At 64.2% G+C, this 25915-nt stretch carries 22 protein-coding genes; 12 read left to right on the forward strand and 10 right to left on the reverse strand.

Annotated features, from left to right (window positions below; all coding sequences use genetic code 11):
* Positions 1-10 precede the first annotated feature (10 nt).
* From ABFX56_RS12770 to ABFX56_RS12780, 3 genes are read left to right on the forward strand one after another with little or no spacing between them, the layout of a single operon-like run.
* Entirely contained in the window at positions 11-2521 is a 2511-nt protein-coding gene (locus tag ABFX56_RS12770; protein ID WP_346233719.1) for a CDP-glycerol glycerophosphotransferase family protein, read from the forward strand.
* On the forward strand, positions 2521-3792 hold the full coding sequence (locus ABFX56_RS12775) for a CDP-glycerol glycerophosphotransferase family protein (protein ID WP_346233720.1): 1272 nt from the start codon (positions 2521-2523) through the stop codon (positions 3790-3792). Before ABFX56_RS12770 ends, ABFX56_RS12775 begins: the two co-directional genes overlap by 1 nt.
* Positions 3789-5327, forward strand: coding sequence for a CDP-glycerol glycerophosphotransferase family protein (locus ABFX56_RS12780; protein ID WP_346233721.1), 1539 nt, complete (start codon positions 3789-3791; stop codon positions 5325-5327). The genes ABFX56_RS12775 and ABFX56_RS12780 overlap by 4 nt, the downstream gene beginning before the upstream one ends.
* Positions 5328-5329: 2 nt before the next feature.
* Here ABFX56_RS12780 and ABFX56_RS12785 read toward each other — a convergent pair whose 3' ends face one another.
* The 4 genes from ABFX56_RS12785 to ABFX56_RS12800 all read right to left on the reverse strand — a co-directional run bounded on the left by ABFX56_RS12785 (position 5330) and on the right by ABFX56_RS12800 (position 9333).
* A complete protein-coding gene (locus ABFX56_RS12785) occupies positions 5330-6379 on the reverse strand; it encodes a glycosyltransferase family 2 protein (protein WP_346233722.1) in 1050 nt (349 codons plus the stop codon).
* Positions 6380-6489: 110 nt separating this feature from the next.
* Complete coding sequence (locus tag ABFX56_RS12790) at positions 6490-7923, reverse strand: S1C family serine protease (RefSeq protein ID WP_346233723.1); 1434 nt, start codon at positions 7921-7923, stop codon at positions 6490-6492.
* A 106-nt stretch (positions 7924-8029) separates the two neighbouring features.
* On the reverse strand, positions 8030-8575 hold the full coding sequence (locus ABFX56_RS12795; protein WP_346233724.1) for a PKD domain-containing protein: 546 nt from the start codon (positions 8573-8575) through the stop codon (positions 8030-8032).
* Between the two features lie 206 nt (positions 8576-8781).
* On the reverse strand, positions 8782-9333 hold the full coding sequence (locus ABFX56_RS12800; RefSeq protein ID WP_346233725.1) for a hypothetical protein: 552 nt from the start codon (positions 9331-9333) through the stop codon (positions 8782-8784).
* 169 nt (positions 9334-9502) lie between these two features.
* Between ABFX56_RS12800 and ABFX56_RS12805 the strand changes: the two genes are divergently transcribed.
* Positions 9503-10699, forward strand: coding sequence for an aminotransferase class I/II-fold pyridoxal phosphate-dependent enzyme (locus ABFX56_RS12805; protein ID WP_346233726.1), 1197 nt, complete (start codon positions 9503-9505; stop codon positions 10697-10699).
* Positions 10700-10834: 135 nt separating this feature from the next.
* Here the strand turns inward: ABFX56_RS12805 and ABFX56_RS12810 are convergent, their stop codons facing one another.
* Complete coding sequence (locus tag ABFX56_RS12810) at positions 10835-12052, reverse strand: 4-hydroxybenzoate 3-monooxygenase (RefSeq protein ID WP_346233727.1); 1218 nt, start codon at positions 12050-12052, stop codon at positions 10835-10837.
* 105 nt (positions 12053-12157) lie between these two features.
* Between ABFX56_RS12810 and ABFX56_RS12815 the strand changes: the two genes are divergently transcribed.
* From ABFX56_RS12815 to ABFX56_RS12825, 3 genes are all read left to right on the forward strand, one after another.
* Positions 12158-13330 carry a thiolase family protein gene (locus ABFX56_RS12815; RefSeq protein WP_346233728.1) on the forward strand — a complete coding sequence of 391 codons (1173 nt, stop codon included), beginning with the start codon at positions 12158-12160 and terminating at the stop codon, positions 13328-13330.
* A gap of 51 nt (positions 13331-13381) precedes the next feature.
* Positions 13382-14260: an IclR family transcriptional regulator gene (locus ABFX56_RS12820; protein WP_346233729.1), complete on the forward strand. Its 879-nt coding sequence runs from the start codon at positions 13382-13384 to the stop codon at positions 14258-14260.
* Positions 14261-14327: 67 nt separating this feature from the next.
* Complete coding sequence (locus tag ABFX56_RS12825) at positions 14328-15221, forward strand: ABC transporter substrate-binding protein (RefSeq protein WP_346233730.1); 894 nt, start codon at positions 14328-14330, stop codon at positions 15219-15221.
* A gap of 12 nt (positions 15222-15233) precedes the next feature.
* On the opposite strand, the gene ABFX56_RS12830 is transcribed toward ABFX56_RS12825, so the two are convergent.
* The 3 genes from ABFX56_RS12830 to ABFX56_RS12840 form a co-directional block, all read right to left on the reverse strand.
* Positions 15234-16037 carry an ATP-binding cassette domain-containing protein gene (locus tag ABFX56_RS12830; protein ID WP_346233731.1) on the reverse strand — a complete coding sequence of 268 codons (804 nt, stop codon included), beginning with the start codon at positions 16035-16037 and terminating at the stop codon, positions 15234-15236.
* Positions 16034-17080, reverse strand: a complete 1047-nt coding sequence (locus tag ABFX56_RS12835; RefSeq protein ID WP_346233732.1) for an ABC transporter permease — start codon at positions 17078-17080, stop codon at positions 16034-16036. Before ABFX56_RS12835 ends, ABFX56_RS12830 begins: the two co-directional genes overlap by 4 nt.
* Positions 17081-17160: 80 nt before the next feature.
* Positions 17161-18276: a substrate-binding domain-containing protein gene (locus ABFX56_RS12840; RefSeq protein WP_428834445.1), complete on the reverse strand. Its 1116-nt coding sequence runs from the start codon at positions 18274-18276 to the stop codon at positions 17161-17163.
* Positions 18277-18385: 109 nt separating this feature from the next.
* Between ABFX56_RS12840 and ABFX56_RS12845 the strand changes: the two genes are divergently transcribed.
* Genes ABFX56_RS12845 through ABFX56_RS12855 form a run of 3 tightly spaced genes read left to right on the forward strand, consistent with a single transcriptional unit; the run spans position 18386 to position 21038 of the window.
* Positions 18386-19435: a LacI family DNA-binding transcriptional regulator gene (locus ABFX56_RS12845; RefSeq protein WP_428834446.1), complete on the forward strand. Its 1050-nt coding sequence runs from the start codon at positions 18386-18388 to the stop codon at positions 19433-19435.
* Complete coding sequence (locus ABFX56_RS12850; protein WP_346233734.1) at positions 19428-20384, forward strand: PfkB family carbohydrate kinase; 957 nt, start codon at positions 19428-19430, stop codon at positions 20382-20384. Before ABFX56_RS12845 ends, ABFX56_RS12850 begins: the two co-directional genes overlap by 8 nt.
* Positions 20385-21038 (forward strand): nucleoside/nucleotide kinase family protein, encoded by a 654-nt coding sequence (locus ABFX56_RS12855; protein WP_346233735.1) that lies wholly within the window; start codon positions 20385-20387, stop codon positions 21036-21038.
* 34 nt (positions 21039-21072) lie between these two features.
* On the opposite strand, the gene ABFX56_RS12860 is transcribed toward ABFX56_RS12855, so the two are convergent.
* Positions 21073-22998 carry a bifunctional sugar phosphate isomerase/epimerase/4-hydroxyphenylpyruvate dioxygenase family protein gene (locus ABFX56_RS12860; RefSeq protein ID WP_346233736.1) on the reverse strand — a complete coding sequence of 642 codons (1926 nt, stop codon included), beginning with the start codon at positions 22996-22998 and terminating at the stop codon, positions 21073-21075.
* A gap of 160 nt (positions 22999-23158) precedes the next feature.
* Here ABFX56_RS12860 and ABFX56_RS12865 point away from each other — a divergent pair, with 160 nt between their 5' ends.
* Both ABFX56_RS12865 and ABFX56_RS12870 read left to right on the forward strand, forming a co-directional pair.
* Complete coding sequence (locus ABFX56_RS12865; RefSeq protein ID WP_346233737.1) at positions 23159-24139, forward strand: zinc-dependent alcohol dehydrogenase; 981 nt, start codon at positions 23159-23161, stop codon at positions 24137-24139.
* A 53-nt stretch (positions 24140-24192) separates the two neighbouring features.
* A complete protein-coding gene (locus tag ABFX56_RS12870) occupies positions 24193-24978 on the forward strand; it encodes an aldo/keto reductase (RefSeq protein WP_346233797.1) in 786 nt (261 codons plus the stop codon).
* A 10-nt stretch (positions 24979-24988) separates the two neighbouring features.
* Here the strand turns inward: ABFX56_RS12870 and aroQ are convergent, their stop codons facing one another.
* Positions 24989-25912 carry a type II 3-dehydroquinate dehydratase gene (gene aroQ, locus ABFX56_RS12875; protein WP_346233738.1) on the reverse strand — a complete coding sequence of 308 codons (924 nt, stop codon included), beginning with the start codon at positions 25910-25912 and terminating at the stop codon, positions 24989-24991.
* Positions 25913-25915: the final 3 nt, after the last annotated feature.

Consider the following 25915-nt stretch of genomic DNA (forward strand, 5'->3'; position numbering starts at 1 on the left):
TTGCTGAGCCATGAGAGTGCCCCCTGTGAAATCGCTGCGTAAGCGGCTGCGCCGAGCCGTCCGCTACGAACTGAACGCCAGGTGGCGCCGGATGCCGGTGGAAAAGAACACAGTTTTCTACGAGTCCTTCTCCGGGAACGGAATGCTGTGCAACCCGGAGGCTGTCTTCCAAGCGCTTCTGGCCGCACCCGACCAGGCGCACCTCACCCACATCTGGACACTGTCCGATCTGGACGCCTACGGGTCGACCGTGGCGAAATACTCCGGCCTGGACAATGTGCGATTCGTGAAATACGGGTCCAGTGCCTACTACCGCGCACTGGCCACCTCCGAGTTCCTGGTCAACAACGCCACCTTCCCGCCCGCATTCAGCAAGCGTCCCGGCCAGGTCTACCTCAACACGTGGCACGGCACCCCGCTCAAGCGGATGGGCTATGACATCCAAGACGGCGCGCTGGCGACCGCCAATATCATCCGCAACTTTGTGGCCGCCGACTACCTGCTGGCGCAGAACCAGTTCATGACCGACCAGATGTATGCGAGCGCCTACAAACTGCAGGGCATCTTCCGCGGCACCATCATCGAGGAGGGGTACCCGCGCACCGACCGCCAGATGCTCGACCGCGAGCAGACCGCAGAGGCGCGGACGTTGCTCACCGCTGCCGGCCTGCCGATCGGCGACCGCAAGATCGTGCTGTACGCGCCGACCTGGAAGGGTCTCAGCTTCAGCCATCCGAACGACGATATCGACGAACTGGTGCATCACGTCGCGCAACTGCAATCCCGGATCGATTCCAGCAAATACTGCGTGCTGCTCAAAACGCACCAAATCGTGCACAAACATGCTGCAAACCGGCCGGATCTGACGAGCATCCTCGTGCCCAACGAGATCCCGACCAACGTGGTCCTCGGTCTCACCGACGTTCTGATCACGGACTACTCGAGCATCTTCTTCGACTTCCTGTCCACCGGGCGACCCGTGCTGTTCTTCACCCCGGACCTGGAGGACTACGAGGGCACTCGCGGCCTCTACTTCGAGCCGAGCCAGTGGCCTGGCCCGGTCGCGCGCACCATGGCCGAGTTGGCACCGCACATCACGCGCTACGCGACGACAGGGCAGCTGCCGCCGGAATCGGTGAACCGGTATCGGGCCGCCCAGCAGCGCTTCACGAGCGCCGACGACGGGGAAGCCGCCCGTCGTGTCGTCGACATCGTGTTCCGCGGACACCGCGACGGCTACCGGATGCGGGCGGGCCTGCCCGACGGCCGTACGTCGATCCTGGTGTACCTGGGTGGGATGAAGCCCAACGGGATCACCACTTCCGTGCTCAACCTGCTCAACAGCATCGACCACAGCCGGTTCGACGTTTCGGCCTTCTTCGCGCAGAGCAAGTCCCCGGCGAGGATCGCGAAGCAACGCGAGATCGAGTACAGCGTGCGGCAGTTCCCGCGGGTCGGCGGCATGAATGGGTCGAAGCTGGTGCACCTGTGGCGGCACTTCGAGTTCCGGCGCGGGCGGATCAACCGGCATCGTGAGGAGCCCAGCCAGGATGCGCTGTGGAATGACGAGTGGACCAGGTGCTTCGGCGACAGCCGGTTCGACCACGTCGTCGACTTCAGCGGTTACGGCCCGTTTTGGTCGGTGCTTCTCCTGCACTCCCCCGATGCGGTGCGATCCATCTGGCTGCACAACGACCTGGCCGAAGACGCACACCGTGAGGTGAACGGCAAGAAGAGGATGAAGCGCAGTCTCACCTCCCTGTTCAGCCTGTACCCACAGTTCGACCACCTCGTATCCGTGTCCCCGACGCTGGCCGACATCAACCGCAAGAAATTGTCGGCCTACGCCAGCGACGAATCGTTCGTGTCCGCACTGAACACGGTGGATGCGGCGCACATCCTTCGAGGCGCGGCCGCCGATGTGCGGCAGAGCGCCGTGGACCCGGACACCGGTCAGACGCCGGCCTGGGTCGACAGTCTGCTCGCACGCGACGGGTCCACCATCTTCGTGACGGTGGGTCGGCTCTCACCGGAGAAGAATCAGGCCCGGCTGCTCCGCGCGTTCGCCGGAGTTCATGCGCAGCATCCACTCACCAAACTGTTCATCGTGGGCGACGGCCCGCTTCGGCAGGATCTGGAGCGGCTGATCGATGAGCTCGGGCTGACGGAGTCCGCGATCCTCACCGGTAGGCAGCCGAACCCGCACGCGATCATGGTGGCGGCGGACTGCTTCGTGCTGTCCAGCAACTACGAGGGTCAGCCGATGGTGATTCTGGAGGCACTCGTGCTCGGCTTGCCCGTGGTCACCGTTGACTTCGGATCGGCCCAAAACGCGCTGCCACGCAACTCCGGCCTCGTGGTGCCGCAGAGCGTCGGCGGTCTCGTGCACGGCATGAACGCGTTCCTCCGCGGCGAAGTGCTGCCGGCCGCGTTCGACTACGAGGCCTACAACCGCAAGGCGATCCGGCAGTTCTATGAAGCCATCGGAACGGTGTCCGCCGAGGCCGAATTGTCGGCCTGATGGCCCGATTCACCTTCGCGCAGGGCAACGCCGCCAAACTCGCCTCGCTGCCGTTGTACGGGCTCGGCGCGCTGGCATGCCTGCTGGTTCCGCGCCGGCGTGGATGCTGGGTGTTCGGCAGCGGCACGGGGGTCGGCGAAGGCGCCCTCCCGCTGTTCCTGCACGCCCGGGCGGAGGATCCGAGCCTGGAACTCACCTGGCTGGCCAGAGACTCCACGGAGGTGGCTGCGGCCGCGCATCACGGCATCCGGGCGGTGCGCAAGCGGGGCCCCCGCGGGCTGTGGGCGACTTTACGCGCTCAGGTGGTGGTCGTCACCCACGGTTTCGGAGACGTGAACCGGTTCGGCGTGCGTGGCGCGTTCGTCGTGCAGTTGTGGCACGGGATTCCGCTGAAGCTGATCCATCTGGACTCCCCCGCGACGCTGCGCACCGGCCTCCGGTTCGGATCCACCGTGCTGCAACGGCTCCTGCGACGCATGTACGCCCACGCTTCGGCGGCGATTTCCTTGATGCCGGCGGCCTCGCCGGTCGCGGCGACCAGGTTGCGCACCGCATTCGGGTTGCCCGCCGAGCGGGTGGTCGTCACCGGAGACCCGCGCGACGACGTGCTGTGCCGCGGAACCGCGGCCGAGCGCCTGGCGGCGGCCCGGGAGGCGCTGTCCACAGTGCTGCCGTTGCACGAGTTCCACGGATGCCGTGTGTTGCTGTACGCACCCACCTGGCGAGACGGCGAGCGGGACCCCGGGGTGCCGACCCCGTTGCAGTGGCAGGCGATCGCGGCCTACCTCGAGCTGGCCGATGCGGTGTTGCTCATCCGGCCGCATCCGCTCGGCGTCGGCGAATACGTGGCCGGCACTACGGCTTACCGGCGCGTCATGCTGCTCGGGTCGAACCAGCTGCGGGACATCACACCGGTACTGCCCGCGATCGATGTGCTGATCACCGACTACTCGTCGATCGCCTACGACTTCGCCCTCACCGGCGGCAGCCTGGTCTTTCTGGCTCCGGACTTGGAACGCTATCGCCGCTCCCGGGGGCTCTACCAGCCATATTCGCAGTTCAGCGGCGGCACCGAAACCGACTCCTGGGACGGAGTGCTTGAGGTGCTCCGGCACGGTGACGTGGATCCGGACTTCGCTGCGGGCCTGCGCAGCCACGGCGCCCAGCTGCGGGCGATGCACCACGAGTTCCTCGACGGCAGGAATACTGAAAGGGTGTATCAGGAGATCCGCCGCCGTCTGAACTCGGACCGACCGACGGTGCACCCGTGACCGGCGCGCCGAGCCGGCCCCGCTCACCGGATGAGCTAACGGTCCAGACAGTCCTGATCGATGAGTCTGCACCGCAGATCGTTGTCACCGGCAGCTACGTCGACGCCGTGCCCACCGCCGTGTCACTGGCGGGTACCCGGCAACGCCTGACCGCCACGCTGGAGGTCGCGGATGGCGTCTGGCAGGCCGTTGTGCCGCTGCTGGTGTCTCGATGGGAGTCCGCTCCCCTGGCTCCTCGGTCGGGCGCTTACCGCTTGCAGGTCGAGACCGAGGCTGGTGTCGCCGCGGTGCGGATGGATGCTCCCCTGCCGGCGCCCACCCTGGTGGAGAACGTGGCCAGGGTCGCCGTTCACGAGTCCGCTGACGGCGCGGGTCACCGCGCGCTCGTGGTCGAGTTCGCCGCACCGTTGAACGCCGCCGAGTTCGGGCCAGAGCAGCAATCCAGGCTGGAGACGGAGTACCGCACCGCGGCGTACCAACCGTTGAACGCCGTCTTCTTCGAGAGCTTTTTCGGGCAGAGCGCGTCCTGCAATCCGCTGGCCATCGATCGGGCGCTGGCCACGCTTCGTCCGGATGTCACCAGGTACTGGAGCGTGGCGGATGCCTCGGTGAGCGTTCCGGACGGCGCCATCGCGCTTTTGGAAGGCAGCGAACAGTGGTGGCGCATCCGCGGCAGGGCGCGACTGCTGGTGATCAACGACTGGATGCGCAAGAAGTTCAAGAAGCGCGCCTACCAAACGGTGCTGCAGACCTGGCACGGCACCATGTTGAAGAAGATCGCCATGAATCGGCCGAAGTTCCGCCCGCGCGCCGCCATCGCGACGGTGCGGGAACGTGCCCGGTGGGACATCCTGCTGTCCGAAAACCCGTACAGCTCCCGGATCTTCCGCTCCGCCTACGCCTACTTCGGGCCGATCTGGGAAGAGGGGTACCCGCGCAATGACGTGCTGCGCGGCGACGGTGGGCCTGGCATCCGCCGCAAGTTGGGCATCCCTGACGACGTCACTGTGCTGCTGTACGCGCCGACCTGGCGCGACAACCGGCCGGAACAGGTGGACCACCTGGATGTCGCCGCATTTGCGAGAACCCTCGGGCCCGGATATCTCACCCTGATCCGCGGCCACTCCCGCACGCTGCGGCCCGGGCACGACGTATACGCCGCGAACGTGCTGGATGTGACGAGCTACCCGGACGTGTCGGAGTTGTTCCTGGTGGCCGACGCGCTGATCACCGATTACTCGTCGGTGATGTTCGACTACACGGTGACCGGGAAGCCGGTGTTCTTCTTTGTGCCTGACCTCGACGACTACCGCACGAAACTCCGCGGCTTTTACTTCGACCTCATCGAGGCGGCACCGGGCCCGGTGGTGCGCACGGCCGGGGAACTGGTGAGTCTGATACGCGACCGTGACCAGCTGTCCACCGATTATGCGCAGAAGTACGCTGAGTGGCAGAAGCGCTTCAACCCGCGCGACGACGGCGAGGCATCCGGTCGGGTCGTGCGCCGATTGCTTGCGCAACGGATGATCGGCTGAGTTCAGAGGTCGGTTCTGGAGGTGTCGCTGACGTCGTGGGCTCCCCGCACGACGCCGAGCAGGAACCCGAGCCCCCAACTCAGGTGCATCGTGGGCAGCACCAGCAGGAACAGCAGCCGGTCACGCCAACCGGCGGAACGGTCCGCGACGAGCGCGACGACGATGAGAAAGATCAGGTACGCGATCGGGCCGGCGTAGACCAGCCAGGCGACGAGCGACAGCCATCCGCTCAGTACGCCGGTGGCCTGCAGAACGATCGCGACGATGCTCAGCAGCACGGCGACGACGAGAACCGGCGGTGCGAAGAAGCGCCACGGGTTGCGCGCGGCGTAGCGCCGCACCAACTCGCCGCGCCACGCGCCGGTGGCGATGAATTGCCGAACCAGTTTGGTCCAGTTCTCCCGCGGCCAATAGGTGACCACCAGTGCCGGATCGAACCACACCAGATGCCCTGCGGCCCGGATGCGCAAGTTCAGTTCCCAGTCCTCGCCGCGGCGCAGCGACTCGTCGTAATAGTCGACCTCGGTGAGCACCTCGCGGCGGAACACCCCGAGGTAGGCCGACTCCGCCGGCCCTTCCGCGGCGCCGTCGTGGTACGCGGCGCCGCCCAGGCCGAATCGGCTGTTGTAGGCCTTAGCGGTGGCGGACTGGAACCTGGTCTTCCCCCGCGCCTTCATCAGCCCGCCCACGTTGGCGGCACCGGTGCGCTGTAGCGTCTGCACCGCACGGGTGGTGTACCCGGGTTCGAGTTCCGAGTGCGCGTCGACCCGCACGATCACCGGGTTCTTCGCCGCCTTGATGGCGAGGTTCAGGCCGAACGGGATATCGGTGTTCGGGTTGCGCACGCAGACGATCCGGGGGTCTTGTTCGGTCAGCCGCCGCACTATGGCATCCGTCGCGTCGGTGGACGGCCCGAGCGCGAGGATCAGTTCCTGGTCGCCGTCGTAGTCCTGGCTCAACACCGTGTTGACCGCGTTTTCGATGTAACCGGCTTCGTTCAGCACGGGCATGACGTAGGAAACGCCGGGATTGCGCGGTGTTCCAAGTGCCATGCTGTCCAGTCGTGTGTCGAGTCCGGTCGAGCCTACCAGCGACACCGCCGGGCCACGCAGCACAGCGCGGGAGCACCGTGTGACGATGCTCCCGCGCGTGACGGATGTTGCTACTTGAGCGCCCCCAGCGTGACGGTCACGGTGCTCGCGTCGCCGGAGCGAATGTAGGTGACCTTGGCGGTGGAGCCTGCCGCGACCGAGCGCACCTGGGCGGTGAGATCGGTCGCGCTGGTGATCGGCGAGTCGTTGAACTTGATGATCACATCGCCCTTCTTGATTCCGGCCTTCTCCGCAGCGCCACCGGAGGTCACGTCCGCCACCACGGCTCCCACCGTGGAGCTGCTGGTGAGGTTGGCGTCACTGCTGACGTCCCGCACCGAGGCTCCGAGCAGGCCATGGGTGGCGCTGCCGTTGTCTTTGAGTTCCGTCGCGATGCGCTTGACGAGGTTGGAGGGAATCGCGAAGCCGACGCCGATGTTGCCGGAGGTGTCGGTACCGCTCGAACCGCCTGCGGAGGCGATGGCCACGTTGATGCCGATCACCTTGCCTGCGGAGTCAAGCAGTGCGCCTCCGGAGTTGCCCGGGTTGATCGCCGCATCCGTTTGGATGACGGGCAGCGAAATCGTGGCCTGAGCAGTCGGCGGGGTCGAGCCCGGCGACCTGTTCTCCCAGAAGTTGAACGGGCCGTTGCCGTTGCCGTTGCCGTCGTCCGGGTTGGTGCTGTCCTCCTTGGGGGCGGCGGAGGACTTCACGGTGATGCTGCGGTCCAGCGCGCTGACGATGCCGTTGGTGACCGTGTTGGCCAGCCCCAGCGGAGCGCCGATCGCGATGGTGACATCGCCGACGTTGAGCTTGCCCGAGTCCGCGAAGTCGGCGGGCTGGAAGCTCGCGTCGCCGTTGATCTTGATCACGGCGAGGTCGGTGATCGGGTCGGTTCCGACCAGTTTCGCGCCGTAGAGGTGGCCGTCGTAGGTCTGCACCTGGATCTTGGTGTTGTTGGCTTCGCCGTCCAGGGTGACCACGTGGGTGTTGGTGACCACGTAGCCGTCCGAGCTGAGAATGACGCCGGAACCGGTTCCGGCCGCGGTGCTGCCGGCGACCGACACGGTGACCACCGACGGGCCGGCCTTCGCTGCGACCGCGGTGACGTTGGTGGCGTTGGATGCGTCGTTGACGGTGATCGTTTGCGGGCTGTTGGCTGCGCCGCTTACCGAGTGCAGACCTTGATTCGAGGAGAACGACCAGGCGGTGACGCCCGCCCCAGAGACTCCACCGACGAGTGCACCGATGGCGAGGGCTGCGACGATACCGATATTGCGGGAACGCGCGGGACGCTCCGGTGGCGCGGGTGCCCAGTGCTCATCCCGGTTCCAGGCGCCATTCGGCGTCGTCGCATCCGCGTTCGCAGATCGGGTCCGCGATGCATCGGCATCCAGCGGCAGCGTCGCACGGCTGTCTCGCTCGCGGTCGAGGCGTGCCTGCGCCGACTCGGGGGATTCGACGGGCTCGCCGCCAGCTGACGGGTTGTGCGGAGTATCGGACATTGGGGCTGCTCCTTCCAAGCGCTGTCAGCTTCCACCGCCAACCTGAACATTGTATTTGCGGGCGCTGTGAGCGGACCTCCGTGAATCTATGAGTTCGCCAACAGCGTCAACAGCCGGGTCCAGCCGGGGACGCGGAGCAGTCCTGGCCGACCAGAACCGTCTTCGCACTGCCCACTGTGACGGTCAACTGGTTCGCGGCGACGGGCACGGTTCCCGCGATGGGGATCCATTCCGCTCCGGTGTATCGGTACTCGGCCGCGAAGTTGATGGTGAGGTCGACGGCGTAGGTTCCGGCGGCGCGATAGACGTGACTGGTCGCCGTTGGTTGGAACTCGGCTTTCCCCTGTGCGGCCCACGTCGAGCCCGAGGTTCGCAGGGTGGCGGCGGTTCCGTCACCGTAGTTCCACCGGAACGTTGCCGGCGTGAACCGCACCGTCGCAGGTTGGCCGAGCAGCTCCCCGGTTTGCACCTGAGTGGACGACGACGCGTAGAAGTTCGCGTCCAGCCCCGCGATCATCCAGCCGCCCGGCTCCATGTGGCTGACTCCGGATGCCGGATGGAAGTTGACCAGGTCACTGAGCGTCACCGGCTCGGTGACGGTGTACCCGTCTCTGATCACGAGGTCAGGGTCGACCGGAGCCGGCGTCACCATGCCGCCCGGCAGGCCGAGGCCATGGTTCCCTGATCCCGGCCGATGTTCGCTGCCGCGCAGGGTGACACCGTTGTCCCCGGCGTGTGCTTCGACGGTTGTGTTTACAGGACACGTTCCAGTTGCTATCTCAAAGAATGCGCAGGTGTCCGTCGTAGCGCCCTGAGCCGGCACTGCGAGAGCGACCAAGAGAAGCGTCGCTGTACAAATCAGCAAATTCCGGTACCTGCCCATGGAACACTCCTTGCTACTAGCAGTTGGTCGCTGCCCGGTGTTTCGCCCTCGAATCCTGCCTCGATCCCGATTAGCTTTGGGACGCTTGTGGGAGTGATCCCGCTCGCACCTCCGGAGTAGCTGACAGCCGAGATGTCGGCACATATATAGGCGCCGACACTCGCTCGCCCGTCCACGTTCTGGTCTGATTGCTGAAGTGACGCGATCCGGAAAGATGTCGAGCCGAGTTGGTGTTTGCCGCTTTCGAGCAATTTTGTAAAAGCTTTACGTTCTGCAACCATTTGCTCGGGGGTGACGAAAGGAGCGAGGCGGTCTGGATTGTTGCCTCCGTCCTGAGCGATCTCATCCTCCATGTCCAAATACGCGGCATAGGCCTTCGTGGCCGCCGCCAGTGCCTCCTCGTCAGAGGCGAAGATCGGACTGGAGCTGGGCGACGGCTTGGGCTGGACAGGTCGGCTTTGCGGAACGCATCCGCCGAGCAACAGCGCGAAGGCAGCGGCGAGCGCAACAGCACCGATACTGCGCATGCCTCGCATAAAGACACAGAGTAGGCCTATCCCGCATCGGACGCGTCAAACTTTCCACAGGTCGCCGCGCGCCAGTTTGTCACCAGCGCGGCGGGGCGAACGGGCGCGCATGTTCCAAAGGGGCCGCCTTGGCCGTCGCCGGCGGTACCTACCCCGATAAGTTGGAAGCATGACAGTAAGCGGATCCTGGGAACGCACTGCCCGCGGCGCGATGCTGCTCGGCAATGACGGCGACCTCAAGCAGACAATTTTCGCCGAAATGTCGGGATTGGCCACCCGGACCGGTGCCATCAACCTCGGTCAGGGGTTCCCCGACGAGGATGGCCCCCGCGAAGTGCTCGAGGCCGCCCGCCAGGCGATCAGCGACGGGGTCAACCAATACCCGCCGGGGATCGGGATGCCGGTGCTGCGCCACGCCATCGCCGACCACCAGCAGCGCTTCTACGGGATCAGCGTTGACCCGGACCGTGAAGTGCTCGTCACGGCCGGCGCCACCGAGGCGCTCACCGCCACCATCCTGGCCCTCACCGACGAGGGCGACGAGGTGGTCACCCTGGAGCCGTTCTACGACTCCTACGCCGCGATCATCGGGCTGAGCAAGGCCACCCACGTGCGGGTGCCGCTGCGTGCTCCGAGCTTCCAGCCCGATCCTGACGAGCTCCGGCGTGCGGTCACCGACCGCACCCGGCTCATCCTCATCAATGACCCGCACAACCCCACCGGTACGATGCTCCCGCGCGAAATCCTGGAGCTGATCGTGGAACTCGCCCACGAACACGACGCGATCATCGTGACGGACGAGGTGTATGAACACCTCACCTTCGAGGCCCCGCACACTCCCATCGCCACGCTGCCGGGCGCCCGCGACCGCACCGTGAGCATCTCCAGCGGAGGCAAGACCTTCAGCGCCACGGGCTGGAAGATCGGCTGGCTCACCGCTCCGCACGAGCTGGTGGATGCCATCCTGGCGGTCAAGCAATTCCTCACCTACTCCAACGGCGCTCCATTCCAGCCCGCCATCGCGGTCGGCTTGGGGCTGCCGGACTCCTTCTTCACCGACACAGCGGCGACATTGCGTGCCAAGCGGGATCTGCTCTCTGAGGGTCTGCTCGCGGCCGGGTTCACGATCACTCAACCGCAAGGCGGCTACTTCGTGGTGGCCGACGCCGCTCCCCTGGGCTACACGGATGCAGCGACGTTCGCGCGCAAACTTCCCGAGCTGGTCGGCGTGGTGGCGATCCCGATCACGGCGTTCGTGCACGACGACCGCAAGGCCGACTACGCGTCGCTGCTCCGGTTCGCGTACTGCAAGAAGGTGGACGTGTTAGAGCGGGCATCGGCTCAGCTGGCGGAGTTGCGCGCGTAAGTAAGCGGGGGAACGCGCGGTACCGGTGGTCCAGCTCGTCGAGACCCGGGTCACCCTTGGGGATCTCGACAGGCTCGATCACTGGAAAGGGCCGCTCGATCACCGGGGGCTCGATCGGCTCGTCGAGACCTCGGGTCAGGAGTGCAGCATGGGCAGACCCGTGTAGACCTCCGCCAGGTGCGACATGGCCCGCTCCGACGAGGTGAGCAGGCTGAGCTGGCCGAGTTGCACGTGGTAGTCGTAGTCGACGTTTTCCGGATGCGTCGCATCCGTCGACTCGTTGAAGCGGTGCAGCATCCGGGTCATCCATCGCGAGAAGTGCTGGATCTGCCATACCCGGCGTAGGGACCGCGGCGAGTACTCGTCGAGTCCTTTCTCGCTGCCGCTGCGGTACCAGTCCGCGAGCGCCTCGTGCAGGTACGCCGCATCCGCCAGCGCCAGGTTCAGCCCCTTCGCGCCCGTCGGCGGCACGATGTGCGCCGAGTCGCCGGCCAGGAACAGCCGTCCGTACCGCATCGGGTCGCTGACGAAACTGTGCATCGGAGTGATGCTCTTGTCGAAGACCTCGCCGCGGTGCAGCGTCCAGCCGGGGATGCCGAGCCGGATGTCCAACTCGTCCCAGATGCGCTCGTCCGACCAGTTGACGATGTCCTCGTGCGGGTCGACCTGCAAGTAGAGGCGGCTGACGGTGTCCGAGCGCATGCTGTGCATGGCGAAGCCGCGCTCGTGCAGCGCGTAGATGAGTTCGTCGGTAGACGGATGCACGTGGGCGAGGATGCCGAGCCAGCCGAACGGGTAGTCGCGTTGGTAGGTCTTCTTCTCCGCCCCCGGAATGCTGGGCCGGCACACGCCGTGTGCGCCGTCGGCGCCGACCACGAAGTCCGCCTGCAGCGTGAACTGCTCGCCATCCTGGGTGAAGTGCACGAGCGGCTTCTCTGTGAGCAGATTCTCGAGTGTCACATCGGAAACGCTGTACCGCGGCGGCGTGCCGGCGGCGTCGTGCGCATGAATCAGATCCTTGACGACCTCCTGCTGCCCATACACCCACACCGACCGACCGATCAGGTTCTGGAACGAGATATTGTGCCGCTCGCCGTCGTATTGCAGATTGATACCGCTGTGCCGCATCCCCTCCGTCTCGATGCGGTCACCGAGCCCGGCCTCGGTGAGTAGCTCGACGGCGCCCTGCTCGAGCACTCCGGCCCGCACCCGCTGAAGCGCGTACTCGCGATCCCGCAGTTCGAGCACCACGCTTTCGATGCCGGAAAGCCGAAGCAAATGTGAGAGCAGGAGGCCGGCAGGCCCCCCACCCACGATGGCGACCTGAGTGCGAAGTGGTGTGTCCTGAGCCATGTCTTATGTCTGCTTTCTGCGGTGAGAGCATTGCCGGGTCTGCACCCCCATGTTACGCTCATTCTCAGAACACAAGTTCGCAATGCGTACAGATAAGAGGGTCGGATGCCCGCCAGTTTTATTTACGATGCTATTCGCACTCCGTTCGGTCGGCTGGGCAAAGCCCTCGCCGGCATCCGCCCCGACGACCTCGCCGCGCACGTCGTCAAGGCTGTGATGGACCGGCATCCGGATGTCGACCCGGCCCGCCTGGACGACGTGATCCTCGGGGACGCCAACGGCGCCGGCGAGGACAACCGCAACGTCGCGCGCATGGCCGCGCTTCTGGCCGGCTTCCCCACCTCGGTCACGGGGGCGACGGTCAACCGACTGTGCGGATCAAGCCTGGAAGCCGTGATCCAGGCCAGCCGTGCCATCGAAGCCGGCGACGCCGACCTCGTCCTGGCCGGCGGCGTCGAGTCGATGAGCCGGGCGCCGTGGGTGCTGCTCAAGCCATCGAAGCCCTATCCAGCCGGTCACGAAACGCTCCACTCCTCCACCCTGGGCTGGCGGATGGTGAACCCGCGGATGCCCAAGCAGTGGACGGTCTCGCTCGGCGAGACGGCCGAAATCCTCGCCGAACGCTACGACATCACCCGCGAACAGCAGGATGAGTTCGCCGTGGCCAGCCACCTGAAGGCCGACGCCGCCTGGAACGCCGGGATTTACGATGACGAGATCGTGCCCGTTCCCGGAGTCGACCTCACCCGCGACGAAGGGATCCGACCGAACTCCTCGATGGAGTCGCTGGCCACCTTGAAGCCCGCGTTCCGGCCGGACGGCACCGTCACCGCCGGCAACTCCTCCCCGCTCAACGACGGCGCGGCCGCCCTCATCATCGGCGGCGAGAATGCCGGAGTCAGCGGCGAGCCCCTGGCCAGAATCGTCTCGCGCGCGGTCGCCGGCGTCGATCCCGACGTGTTCGGCATCGCACCCGTCGAGGCCGCGAACCGGGCGCTGCAACGCGCGGGCAAGACCTGGGCGGATGTCGACGTCGTCGAACTCAACGAAGCGTTCGCCTCGCAGAGCCTGGCCTGCCTCAAGTTGTGGCCGGAACTGGATCCCGCGAAAGTGAACATCCACGGTGGCGCCATCGCCATGGGACACCCGCTCGGCGCCTCCGGCGGTCGCATCGTGGGGCACCTCGCCCACGAGCTCCGCCGCCGCGGCGGCGGAGTCGGCGTCGCCGCCATCTGCATCGGCGTCGGTCAGGGCCTCGCGGTGGTCCTCGAGCGGTAGATCAACGCGCCGCGGCGCGAACCGCGCGCCCGCACGAGAGAAGATATACGGATGAGCCCCACTGCGACCGCCAAGTCCGACAGCGACAAAGTCGAGAGCCTTGACACGACGCGCGACCCCAGCGGCCAGTACGTGCAGTCGCTTGCCCGAGGGCTCAGTGTCATCCGCGCCTTCGACACGGACCACTCCGAGATGACGCTGAGCGACATCGCCCGGCGCACCTCACTGACCCGCGCCACCAGCCGCCGCTTCCTGTTGACACTCGTCGAGCTGGGCTACGTCAAGACCGACGGGCGGCTGTTCAGTCTCACCGCGAAGGTACTCGAACTCGGTTTCAGCTACCTGTCGTCGCTCACCCTGCCGGAAATCGCCCAGCCGCACCTTGAGCAGCTGGCTGCCGGCATCCACGAGTCCACCTCCGCCTCGGTGCTGGACGGCAGCGACATCGTCTACGTTGCGCGCGTTCCCACCCGCCGCATCATGTCGGTCCGCATCAACATCGGCACCAGGTTTCCCGCGTATGCCACCTCGATGGGCCGCGTCCTGCTCTCCAGCTTCACCCCCGACGAACTGGACGCACACCTGGCCAACCCCGACCTCCAGGGCCTGACCTCGCACACCGTCACCTCCCGGGCGGCGCTGGGGAAGGAACTGGCCAAGGTGCGCAAGCAGGGTTTCGCCATCGTGGACCAGGAGCTCGAGGTGGGCCTGCGGTCGATCGCCGTGCCGATCAGGCACGCCTCCGGCACCATCATCGCCGCGATCAACGTGTCCACCACGGCCACGACCCACACGCTCGAGTCGATCCAGCAGAAGTTTCTCCCGCCGTTGCAGCTCGCCGCCCAACGCATCAGCGATGACCTCACCGCGGCCCGCCCGTTCGCCCAGGCCGGTGGCACCGGACTCAGCCCCACCGTCCACCCGCTCTGAGTCGGCCGCGACCAAACCTCTCCGGTCGCGTAACATTGGGGGAATCGGTGCACAGGAAGCGGACTCCATGGCCAAGTTCGTGATCCAGCCCCACGTGAGGCTGCAGGAGTGGGTCGCTGAGGAACACGGATATTTCGCAGCCCAGGGCCTGGACTATCACTTCGAAACAACCAGTTTCGCGGGCAGCTCGCAGACCACCGCGGCGGTCGGGTCTGCCGTGAACACACCGCGCGAAATCCACTCCGGCGCCTTCGAAGACATCGAACGCGGCCGCACCGCGGATGTCTCCAGCGCTTGCCACTGGGCCGTGAATGCAACGGCGTCACCCGAGACGGGCAAGATGTGGGGCCGAGGGTACTCGGTCGTGCCGTCCGGAATCTTCGTGCAACCGGACTCCCCATACAAGCGGCCGGAACACCTTGATGGTGTTCCCATCGCGGTGGGCTATCACTCCGGTAGTCACTATTCGGCGATTCAGGGTCTCGAACCTTTTCTCCCCAAGGATGCGATCTCCCTGTCGTTCGCGGGTCGACCCATCGACCGGGTACGGCTCATGCTCCAGGGGGAGCTACCGGCGGCCAATGTGTTCGGGCCACAGTTCTACCTTCTCGCTCAGCTGGGCTTCCACAAACTCATCGACACCACGTTCATCGTGGGATTCCTGCTCTCGACGCGGACGAGCACCAATAACGCCGAGGGCTATTTCCGCGCGCTGCAGAAGGCTCAGCGGGATATCGACTTGCAGCCGGAACGGTACAAGCACCATTGGCTGCACGAATTGCCGCCTGATCTTGCAACGCTCACCGATGTCCGCCGGTACGGCACCGGCGAGCGAATCGTGTTCGAGCCGTACACCGAGAAGATGTTCGCCACGACCCGGGAGTGGATGAAGACCTGGGGTTTCCTGGGTCCCGATGTCGAGACCGGTCCTGCTGCCTACGCGCACGCCGTGGTGTCGTGAGCCCCGCGTTTTTCAGTTGCCGAGGGTGGCGCCCGTCATGATCGCAACTGCATCAGTCATGGAGTGAGTTTGTGGCGTGATCGTCGCGGCACATTTGCCCAGACGCTGAATGTGAATGCGGTCCGCCACCTCGAACACCTGCGGCATGTTGTGGCTGATCAGGATCACCGGAATCCCGTTGTCCCTCAGGGTGCGAACGAGCTGGAGCACCTGATTCGACTCACGCACCCCCAGCGCTGCAGTCGGTTCGTCGAGCACGACCACGTGTGATCCGAAGGCTGCCGCGCGGGCCACCGCGACCGCTTGACGTTGTCCGCCCGAAAGGTTCTCTACCGGAACGGTGACATCCTGCAGGGTGGCGATGCCAAGGTTCAGCACCTCCGCCCGAGCCCGAGTTCGCATCCCTTTGGTATCAAGCATGCGAAACACGGAGCCGAGGATGCCCTTCCGGCGTTGCTCGCGGCCGAGGAACAGGTTCGAGGCGACGTCGAGCGCGGGCGAGACAGCAAGGGTCTGGTACACCGTCTCCACACCAGCTGTTCGTGCGTCCTGTGGGCCCTTGAAGTGCACCTGCTGTCCGTTCAGCCAGATCTCGCCTTCATCGGGGATCTCCGCACCGGTGAGGCATTTGACGAGGGTCGACTTCCCGGCTCCGTTGTCGCCGATGATGGCCAGAACCTCACCCGGGTACAGTGCCAGGCTTACCCCGTCCAATCCGACGACACGTCCGAAGGTCTTCACCAGCCGCTTCGCCTCGAGAACAGGCATCACCCCTTCAGGGGCTCCCCAGGCCTGCTGTGCTTCTGCGAGGGTCATTTCCGTACCTTCCTGATCCACTGGTCCAGGGAGACCGCGACCACGATCAGGATGCCCACCGCGAGGGTTTGATACAGCACGTCGAGTCCGGCAAGCGCCAGTCCGTTGCGGAAAACTCCGACTATCAGCGCGCCCAGAAGCGAACCCCAAATGGTCCCGCGACCGCCGAACAAGCTCGTGCCGCCAATGACCACGGCGGTAATCGAGTCGAGGTTGATGTCGGTGCCGGCGTTGGGGCTCGCCGCGTTGGCTCTACCGATCTGCGTCCATGCGCCGATCGCCATGATGGCCCCTGCGAATACGTACACGCTCATCAGCACCCGATTCACGCTGATCCCGGCCAGACGCGCCGATTCCGGGTCGTCGCCCACCGCGTAGACATGTCGACCCCACGCCGTCTTGCCGAGGACGAACGCCACGACGATGTAGAGCAGGAGCATAATCACGACTCCGTAGGTGATGCTCATCCCGCCGATGGTGAAGGTGCTGCCGGTCGACGTGATCAGCGCAGGGATATTCTGGCCGATCACGGATGCGCTGTTGGAGTACAGCAACATCAGTGCAAGGAAGATGTTGAGCGTGCCCAGGGTCACGATGAACGGCGGCAGATTGAGTCGCGTCACCAGCACGCCGTTAAGAGCGCCGGATGCCAGTCCGACGATGATGCCCAGCAGCAACGCGAGCGGTGCCGGCAGTCCGTTTTGACTCGCTGTCTGTGCCATTACCATCGAGCACAACACCATGATCGCTCCGACGGACAAATCGATGCCGGCCGTGAGGATGATCAATGTTTGGGCGATCGCCAAGGTGCCTACGACGGCCACCTGTTGAGTGATCAACGACAGGTTGTTCGCGTAATAGAACCGGGGGTTCAGGAGGCCGAAAACGATGACGGCGATGAAAAGCACGATTCCAGGACTCAACGCCGGGTATCGGTGAAGGATGTTCCGGACCCTGCCGAGCGGGGTTTGCCGATCCAAGAACTCGCTAGCCAAATCAACGCGCTTCGTGGAATCCGGATTCCCGATGGTGTTCACGCTCACTGTTTCTCCTGAACGTCGTCGTCCGTAGATTACTCGGGCGGCATGCCTGACCGTGCAGGCATGCCGCCGGATCGCTGTTGCTACTTACCCCAGCAAATCTTCGACGCTGCGGCGCTATCGATGCTGTCCAGCCCTGACACCGTCTTGTCCGTGACCAATTGGGATCCGGTGCTGAAGAAGTCCAGCCCGCTCGACACGCTGGGCTTCTCACCTGACTTGACCAGCTTCACGATTGCGGCCATGCCGAGTTCGGCCATCTTCGACGGGTACTGCTGAGCCGTGGCACCGAGGATGCCATCGGCGACTTCCTTGACGCCGGTGCAACCACCATCGACCGAGACGATGATCGTGGTCTTGTCCATCCCCGCGGCCTTCAGCGCTTGATACGCGCCATATCCGGCAGGCTCGTTGATCGAGTAGACGAGGTTGATATTCGGGTTTTTCGAGAGCAGGGTCTCCATGGCCGTGCGTCCGTCTGCCTCGTCGCCGTTCGAAGGTTGGCTGCCGGCAATTTCGTATTCACCGCCCTGTCCCCCGGTGTACTTGCCGGTTTTCGCCTCGTCACCGTTCTTGTTCGGATCGGCGACATCGATCCCCATGCCTTCGAGGAAGCCCTGGTCCCGCTGGTAGTCCACGGAGGCGACCTGGTTATTGAACAGGTCAACCAACCCGATGACTGCTTTTTTCCCATTGAGCTGAGCAGCGGCCCATTTTCCGATGGACACGCCGGCTGCCCGGTTGTCTGTCGCGAAGGTGATGTCGACCGCGCTGGCCGGTACCGGTGCGGTGTCGAGGGCGATCACGTAGATTCCCGCCTTGCGCGCCTTGGCGATCGCCGTGTTCACGGTGGAATCGATCGGGGTGATCAAAATGCCCTTGTCACCGCGGGAGATGGAATCCTCGACGGCCTTGATCTGGGTCGCGGCGTCCCCATCCTTCTTGCCTGCCGCAAGAGTCAACTTCACGCCATCTTTCGCCGCTGCCGCCTTGGCCGCGTCGTTCATCGAGACGAAGAAGGGGTTGGTGGTCGTCTTGACAATGAGGGAGATGCCAATGTCTCCTGTGTCCTTCGTCGACGCTTGGCTATTCGACGACGGATCCGCGCAACCCGTCATCCCGAAGGCTGCGATCATGGCGATGGAACAAGCCGCGACGAGGCTTTTCGCCACCGGCCGTGATGCTGTGCGATTCAACATTGAATTTCCTCTTTCTTGGACGATCCCAAATTGACAACGATGTCAAGGTACATGTGTAGAGCAAATAGTATGGTGAGTCAAGCCAATTCGTACAATCGGAGATGAAACCGTGACACCGTTGTCAGATTCCACCCGCGCAAGGCCGCAGCAACGCCCGACCATACGGCACGTCGCCGCGCTCGCTGGCGTCGGAACGAAGACAGTCTCGAGGGTAATCAACGGAGAGCCCAACGTCTCGCCTGCCACCGCAGCGAAAGTCCTCGCCGCGGCCCAAAGCCTGCACTACCTTCCGGACCTGCACGCCGGCAACCTGCGGCGCAGCGACCGCAAGACGAAGACCCTGGGACTGCTCGTAGGCAACGTCGGTAATCCCTTCGCCGGCGCCGTCCATCGCGCCATCGAGAATGCCGCCGCCATCCGAGGAGTGGCAGTATTCGCATCGAGCCTCGACGATGACGCCGAACGGGAGGTGGCGATCGTTTCGGCCCTGCTCCGTCGACGGGTCGACGGACTCATCCTCACCACGGCGAGTAAGAACCAGTCCTACCTGCTGCCGGAGCAGGAGCGCGGCACGCGGCTCGTCTTCGTGGACCGCGAGCCGGTCGGCATCGACGCGGACGCCGTCGTCAGCGACAATGCAGCCGGCTCTTCGGCGGCGACGCGGCATCTCATCGAGCACGGCCACCGTCGCATCGCATTTCTCGGCGACCGCTCGCAAATCCAAACGGCTCGGGAGCGACAACGCGGATTCCTTGACGAGCTGGGCCGTGCGGGAATCCCCACGAGCACCGTCACCGTGATCGAAGGACTGAACAACGAGGACAAGGCCCGCGCGGCTATGACGGCCCTCCTCGACAGCTCCAACGTTCCGACCGCGATCTTCAGCAGTCAAGACCTCGTCACCATCGGCGCCATTCGTGCGCTCCGCGATCGCGGAATGCACCGATCGGTGGCGATGGTGGGCTTCGACGATTTCGACCTCGCAGACCTGCTCGAACCCGGCATCACGGTCGTCGCACAGAACCCCAAGCGCATCGGAGCATTGGCAGCCGAGCGACTGTTTGCCCGCATCGACGGCGATGCTCAACCCGAGCGCACGTATGTTGTGCCAACCACTCTGATCCCACGCGGTTCAGGGGAGATCGTGCCCAGTGACTGAGCGACGACCGAACCTTGGCCCAACCTCCGTGGTGGTGATCGGGGACGCGCTCATCGACGAAATTCGTGAGGGCGGCCGGCTGGTCGATCACGTCGGCGGTGCCGCACTGAACGTCGCCGTCGGCCTTTCCATCCTGGGAGCCGACGCCACCCTCATCGCGATGGTGGGCGACGATGATGACGGCAGGGCGATTCGTTCGGTGCTCCAAGAGCAGGGCATCCGGCTGCTCGACAGCCCCAGCAGCGCGGGAACCTCGCGGGCGGTCTCGGATCGCACGAACGGCGAACCGACCTACACGTTCAACGCCGCGGCTCAGAATCGACGAGTTCGGTTCGGGCCTCGGGAGCGAACCGCCATCACGAGCGCGTCCCTTGTCGCCATCAGTTGCTTTCCCTTCGATGACCAGCCGCAAGTCGATGACCTCGAGGCCTGCCTCGCCGGTTGCGACACGGCCGTCGTCATCGACGCGAACCCTCGGCGGGGGATGCTCCATGACCGCAGGCTGTTCGTCACGAATCTTGAGCGGCTCAGCTCGCGCAGCCTGATGGTCAAGCTCAGCGCAGACGACGCAGATTTGCTCTACGGGATGCGAAACGAAGCAGTCCAGCGGCGACTGCTGGCTGCTGGCGCCAAAGCGGTGCTCGCTACCGCCGGAGCCGACGGCGCATCGATGGAAACGAGCAATGGAGTATCCGTGCACGTGCCGACAAGTCCGATCGACTACCCCATCGTGGATACCATGGGTGCGGGCGATGCGACCCTCGCCTCCGTGATCCATTCGCTCACCACCGACGGAGTACCGATCGACCGTGAAAAGTGGACAAGCGTGCTTGCCACTGCCATGGACATCGCCGCCGCAACGTGCAGACACACAGGCGGTCGGCTCCGCCTCCTGGTGCGCCCTGGGCCCGATACAGTTTCCGCCAAGACGACGACGTTGGAAGAATAGATGACCGGCTCGCGGACCATCGTCCAGGTCGACGCAGACGTCACGGCGCTGGCCGCAAGACTGACCGCACACCTGCTGGATGGCCAACGCTACGTGCTGGGCATCTGCGGAGCTCCGGGATCGGGTAAGTCGACTTTGAGCGAGCAACTCGTCGCGAAACTCGGCACGGCTTCAGTGGTCGTGCCGATGGACGGATTCCACATCGCGAGCACAGCACTGTCGTCGCCAGAGCAGCTGAGTCGTCGGGGCGCGATCGACACGTTCGACATCGACGGATACCTGGCACTCCTCCAACGACTGCGTGACTGCTCCGACAGGATCATCTATGCACCTGGCTTCGACCGCCGCATCGGAGAACCGGTGGCCGGCCTGATCCCGATCCAGCCAACGACCCAGGTTGTCATCACCGAGGGGAACTATCTGCTGTCTGCCGAGCCTCGGTGGCGAGAGATCCGGACTTTCCTCGACGAAACGTGGTTTTTAGAGGTTGAGGACACTGTCCGGATCTCGCGGCTTGAAGCTCGACACCGAGAGTTCGGCAAATCCGCAGCAGCAGCAGCAGCGATGGCGCGCGGTTCCGACGAGGACAATGCCCGGCGAGTAGCGCCCGCCGGCGAGCTGGCCGATCTCGTCATTCGGTTTTCCACGACGTAACAGGAAGCCTGCCGTTATGACGCCTCGTCCGGTCTCAGCCCGCGATGGTCGCGGCATCGTAGGAGGAACCCGGTTCCCGACGTTCGTACTGGGACGCAAGGCGCACGGGAGCATTGGGCGCCCCATATCCCTCATAGCCTTCTCGGCGTTCCACGACCTCAAAGAAGACCGTTCCGATCGTCCGCGTGTAGAAGTGCAGAAATGCGCCGTTCTCGTCTTGGTCATATAACAGGTTCAGTTCGCGGAGCGTCCTCAGGAGCGCGGGCTCGATATCCAGTCTCGCCTCAAGGTCCTCATAGTAGTTCTGGGGCACGGAAAGAAACCGCAGCCCACGAGAATGCGCGCGTCGAGCGACGCCGATCAAATCATCTGTCGCGAAAGCTACATGCTCCGGATAGATAGCCGCTGCCGAAGACCCGGAGCCCTCCAACGCCAACGGCGCGATGTTCAGCGCAAGGCGGACGGCGCCATCGTCAGACCGAATCACTTGGCTGCGCACGAGCCCGCTCGGTGCCGAGACATCGGAGGAGGGTTGGGCATTCAACGACAGCATGCTTTCGTAGAACAGGACGGTTTCGTCGAAGTGCTGCCACGGCTGGGACAGGTTGATGTGATCGATGTGGGTGATTCCACCGGTGGCGGGGACCGAGGGGTCCACATCAGGGTTCGAGACTAGTGCGTCGTTGCCAAATTCAGCGATCCACGCGGCGGAGCCATCCGGCGAACCTTGACACAGAAAGACCTCGGTGGAATCAGGCGAAGCGATCGCTTGAAGTGTCTCTTCCTCGGCGTTGGTTTGCCGCGGAACCACCACGGCTTTGAGCAACTGAGCTCGCGAGAACGCGGCGGCCGGGTCCGAGAGGTCAAAGCCGATGGCGGAAATCGTCGGGCTGCCGCCGGTGGGCTGCTGCTCGTTGATGACAATTCTTGCCTGGCCCTGTAGCCAGAGCTGAACCGGTTTGGTGCGATGGCGTCCGCTGAACCGGAACCCCATCTGGGAGAGCAGCGCCTCCATTTCAGACGGACTCGCTGCCTTCACCTCCGCGAAGTTTATCCCGGTGGGCTGTCCGACCTGAGGCAATGTAATAAGTTCTGCCGTGGTGTGTGAAGTGAGGTCGGAGCCGTCGCTCGGGTTATCCGCGGCCAGCCTGCGCGCGGTCTGGTCCTCTAGCCAGATCAGCGAACGCATCCCATCCAACGCCGTGTGTTCTGCAGGACTCTGCCGGAAGACGTCGTTGAAAACTTCAAGTGAGATGGTCCCGGTATACCCGCTGCGCACGACGCGAGCCAGGAAACCAGGTAGATCCCATCCGCCCTCACCAGGGAACACACGGTGATGTCTGCTCCAGGAGAGGATGTCCATGCTCAGGCGGGTGGCATCCGCCAGTTGGCAGAAAAAGATCTTCGCGGGATCGAGCCGCTCAATCGGCTCCGGGTCCCAACGGCGAGACAGGACGTGGAAGCTGTCGAGGCACGTGCCCAGCGCCGGATGATCGGCCAACTCCACGATTCGATGAGCATGCTCGAAATCCGAGACGTATTTTCCCCACGCCAATGCCTCGTAGGCGACTCGTATTCCGTGCTCTGCGGCCAGGTCTGCCAGGCGGCGCAACTGCTCCGCTGCCACATCATCATCAGCGATCGTGGCTGTTGCAACGTTGCTGCAGGCGAGAACCAGATTGGCACCCAAGGAGTTCATCAGTCGGAATTTGGCAGCCGCACGCTTCAGGTTGTGACCCACCCGATCGGCCGCGACTCCCTCGAAGTCGCGAAACGGCTGGTAGAGATCGATGGTCAAACCAAGGTCGGCGGCGTAGCTCGCGATCGTCGCGGGGGTGTCGGACGAGACGACAAGATCATTTTCGAAGATCTCCACGCCGTCGAAACCAGCAGCGGAACACGCCCGCAGTTTGTCCCTCAGCGTTCCGCTGAGACACACGGTGGCAATCGACTTGCGCATGGAGACTTCTTCCGTTTCTGTCCCCGCGACTACAGCGTCCGCCAGAGGATACGCGTAATATTACGCCTAGAAGTTCGAATAGCGCATGTTTGTACGTTAGTCGAACAATGGAGCCTCGTGTCTCCGATGTGGTCGCAGAAGACCTCGGGAATGGAATGTCGTGAAAAGCATCAACTTGGTGAAAGACAACGTGCTGGAGGTTTCTGACCTCTTTCCCGAACCAGAGGTTCATCGCGGTGAAGTGAAGATCCGGATGCTCGCGGGTGGCGTCTGCGGCTCAGATCTCTCCGTGGTTCACGGCCACCGCGCGATTCCGCAGCACCCATGGGTCATCGGGCACGAGGGCGGCGGAGTCGTCGTCGACGTTGCGCCGGATGTCAGCGATGTCTCGACGGGAGACCTTGTCATCGTTGAGCCGAACATCGCGTGCATGAAGTGCAGCTGGTGCCTACGCGGTGAGACCAAAATGTGCACCAACCGAATCATCGTCGGAATCAACTCGCCGGGACTGTTCTCCGAATTCGTCACCATCCCGGCTCGATTCGCCTGGAAGGTACCCGCTGGAACGCCGAAGGACGTGCTTGCGTCATTGGAGCCGAGTGTGGTCGCTCATGTCGCGGTACAGAGGTACCTCGGGCCGCACTACGAAAGCGTGCTCGTGGTCGGCGCAGGGTCGCAGGGACTCATTGTCGCGACGCTCTTGGCCGAAGCCGGCCTGGCTCCGGCCGTGTCGGAGCCCAACCCGCAAAAGCTGGCAACGGCAATCGCGCACGGCGCACACGAAATGGACGCCGGTGAACTCTACGATCTCGTCTTCGAAACCTCCGGCGCACCGGCCGGATTGCAGACGGCCATTGACCGGGCGCAGAAGCTGGGAACGGTGTGCGTGATCGGCCAGACCAATCGGCCGACCGAGGTTGTTTCCCAAACCATCGTGCAAAAAGAGCTCAGGATCAACGGCCAACTCATCTACAACCATCCGGAGGACTTCCGCTCGGCAATCGCGTCGATTGCCGACCATACGCTCGACCCGACAATAGCGTTGCGCCCGCCGGTCGACCCTGCGCAGGGGGTTGTGGACATTCTTTCCGCCGCGCGACTCGGCGGAAAGATCTGGATCGACTTCGAGGACTGGAAGTGAGCGCCGTGCGGGATACGTCAATACACTCGGTCCGTTTGCTCTCGGGCGCTTCGATGCCGCTGTTGGGACTGGGGACCTGGCCGATGGATGACGAGCAGACCGCCGCCGCGGTGGAAACTGCCATCGAGATCGGCTTCCGCCTCTTCGACACTGCGGAACAATACGGCAATGAATGCGGCGTCGCCGAGGGTCTTCGGCGAAGCGGGATCGACAGAGACGAAGTGTTCATCACTACCAAGTTCAATAGGCAATGGCACAGTCGACGCGGCGTGCGGCAAGCGTTCACGAACGCCATCGAGCGCCTCAATGTCGATTACATCGACCTGTTCACGGTACATTGGCCCAACCCTAACCAGGGGCACTACGTCGAGGCGGTCGAAGGTCTCGATTATCTGCTTCGCGAAGGCCTGATCCGGGCCGTGGGTGTTTCGAACTTCAAGCCGGCTCACCTGGATCGACTGTTCGACGTCGGATTGGTGCCTGATGTCAATCAGCTACAGCTGGACCCACGCCATACTCGCAACTCGGCGCGTGCCCTCCACCGCGAGTACGGGATAGCGACCCAGTGTTGGAGCCCGCTGGGCCGAGACAGCGGACTCCGAACGGAGCGGCTCGTTCTTGCCTTGGCGGACAAGTACGGGAGGACGCCAAGTCAGATCATCCTCCGCTGGCACACCCAGCAGGGATATAGCGCCATTCCCAAGGCGTCCTCACGCGTGCACCTGACCGAAAACATGGCCAGCTTTGACTTCGATCTGTCAACTGAAGACTTGGAGCGCGTCTCTCAACTTGACACCGGTGAGGCCGACATCTACGACTCTGACGCGTTCGGGCACTAGAACCTCATCACTACCGTTCGGCGGCATCATGTGCCACCTGCCGCAGCGCCAGTTCGTAGCCATTCGCCCCCGCCCCCATGATCACCGTCGTGGCGACCGAGGAGATGAGCGAGTGATGCAGATATTCCGCAGGACGCGCCATGATGTTGCTGATGTGCACTTCGGTGACCGGTACCGGAAGCATCGCGAGAGCATCCCGCAGCGAAACCGAGGTGAAGGACAGGCCGGCCGGGTTGATGATGACAGCATCGAAGCCGCTCATCGCTTCCTGCACCGCATCGACAAGTGCGGCTTCGCTGTTGCTCTGGCGAAAGTCGACGGTGACTGCCAGCCGCGCCGCTTCCGCGGTGACCCGTTCGCAGATCTGCGCCAACGTCACGTGCCCATAGATCTCCGGTTCCCGGCTGCCGAGCAGGTTCAAATTAGGACCGCTTAGGACGAGCGCGGACGCAGCCGGGGCGACGTCTCCGGCGGTAGGCTCGTGGAGTGGTGCGGCAGCGATGAGGCTCATCACATGTTCCAGGGCGAGAAGGTAACCGTTGGTCGCGGCGCCGACGATGACTGCCCTCGCGACCTCCGAGACGTACGAATGGTGCCGAAACTGCTCTCGCGCGTGGATGTTGGTGATGTGCACCTCAACGACCGGTACCGAGAGCATCGCCAACGCGTCGCGCAGCGACACGGAGGAATGGCTCAGCCCGCCCGCGTTGATGATCACGGCATCGAAGTCGGACATCGCCTCCTGGGCGGCATCGATGAGCACACTCTCGCTGTTGCTCTGGCGGAAGTCGACGGCGACTCCGCAGCGCTCGCCAGCCTGCGAAAGTGATTCGCTCACCTGCGCGAGTGTCACGGAGCCGTAGATGTCCGGCTCACGCCGGCCGAGAAAGTTCAGATTCGGCCCGTTGAGCACAAGCACCCGTGACTTTGGCATCCC

The sequence above is a fragment of the Parafrigoribacterium mesophilum genome (genome assembly GCF_039652555.1).
Classification (GTDB): Bacteria; Actinomycetota; Actinomycetes; order Actinomycetales; family Microbacteriaceae; genus Parafrigoribacterium; species Parafrigoribacterium mesophilum.

Bases quoted from the DNA above. Each gene is read 5' to 3' on its own strand.
- ABFX56_RS12810 (WP_346233727.1), bottom strand. From the start codon at position 12,052: ATGGCTCAGGACACACCACTTCGCACTCAGGTCGCCATCGTGGGTGGG.
- ABFX56_RS12805 (WP_346233726.1), top strand. From the start codon at position 9,503: ATGACAGTAAGCGGATCCTGGGAACGCACTGCCCGCGGCGCGATGCTG.
- ABFX56_RS12770 (WP_346233719.1), top strand. From the start codon at position 11: ATGAGAGTGCCCCCTGTGAAATCGCTGCGTAAGCGGCTGCGCCGAGCC.
- ABFX56_RS12825 (WP_346233730.1), top strand. From the start codon at position 14,328: ATGGCCAAGTTCGTGATCCAGCCCCACGTGAGGCTGCAGGAGTGGGTC.
- ABFX56_RS12800 (WP_346233725.1), bottom strand. From the start codon at position 9,333: ATGCGCAGTATCGGTGCTGTTGCGCTCGCCGCTGCCTTCGCGCTGTTG.
- ABFX56_RS12830 (WP_346233731.1), bottom strand. From the start codon at position 16,037: ATGACCCTCGCAGAAGCACAGCAGGCCTGGGGAGCCCCTGAAGGGGTG.
- ABFX56_RS12795 (WP_346233724.1), bottom strand. From the start codon at position 8,575: ATGGTGACGCCGGCTCCGGTCGACCCTGACCTCGTGATCAGAGACGGG.
- ABFX56_RS12860 (WP_346233736.1), bottom strand. From the start codon at position 22,998: ATGCGCAAGTCGATTGCCACCGTGTGTCTCAGCGGAACGCTGAGGGAC.
- ABFX56_RS12855 (WP_346233735.1), top strand. From the start codon at position 20,385: ATGACCGGCTCGCGGACCATCGTCCAGGTCGACGCAGACGTCACGGCG.
- ABFX56_RS12785 (WP_346233722.1), bottom strand. From the start codon at position 6,379: ATGGCACTTGGAACACCGCGCAATCCCGGCGTTTCCTACGTCATGCCC.
- ABFX56_RS12775 (WP_346233720.1), top strand. From the start codon at position 2,521: ATGGCCCGATTCACCTTCGCGCAGGGCAACGCCGCCAAACTCGCCTCG.
- ABFX56_RS12820 (WP_346233729.1), top strand. From the start codon at position 13,382: ATGAGCCCCACTGCGACCGCCAAGTCCGACAGCGACAAAGTCGAGAGC.
- ABFX56_RS12815 (WP_346233728.1), top strand. From the start codon at position 12,158: ATGCCCGCCAGTTTTATTTACGATGCTATTCGCACTCCGTTCGGTCGG.
- ABFX56_RS12790 (WP_346233723.1), bottom strand. From the start codon at position 7,923: ATGTCCGATACTCCGCACAACCCGTCAGCTGGCGGCGAGCCCGTCGAA.
- aroQ (WP_346233738.1), bottom strand. From the start codon at position 25,912: ATGCCAAAGTCACGGGTGCTTGTGCTCAACGGGCCGAATCTGAACTTT.
- ABFX56_RS12870 (WP_346233797.1), top strand. From the start codon at position 24,193: ATGCCGCTGTTGGGACTGGGGACCTGGCCGATGGATGACGAGCAGACC.
- ABFX56_RS12840 (WP_428834445.1), bottom strand. From the start codon at position 18,276: ATGTTGAATCGCACAGCATCACGGCCGGTGGCGAAAAGCCTCGTCGCG.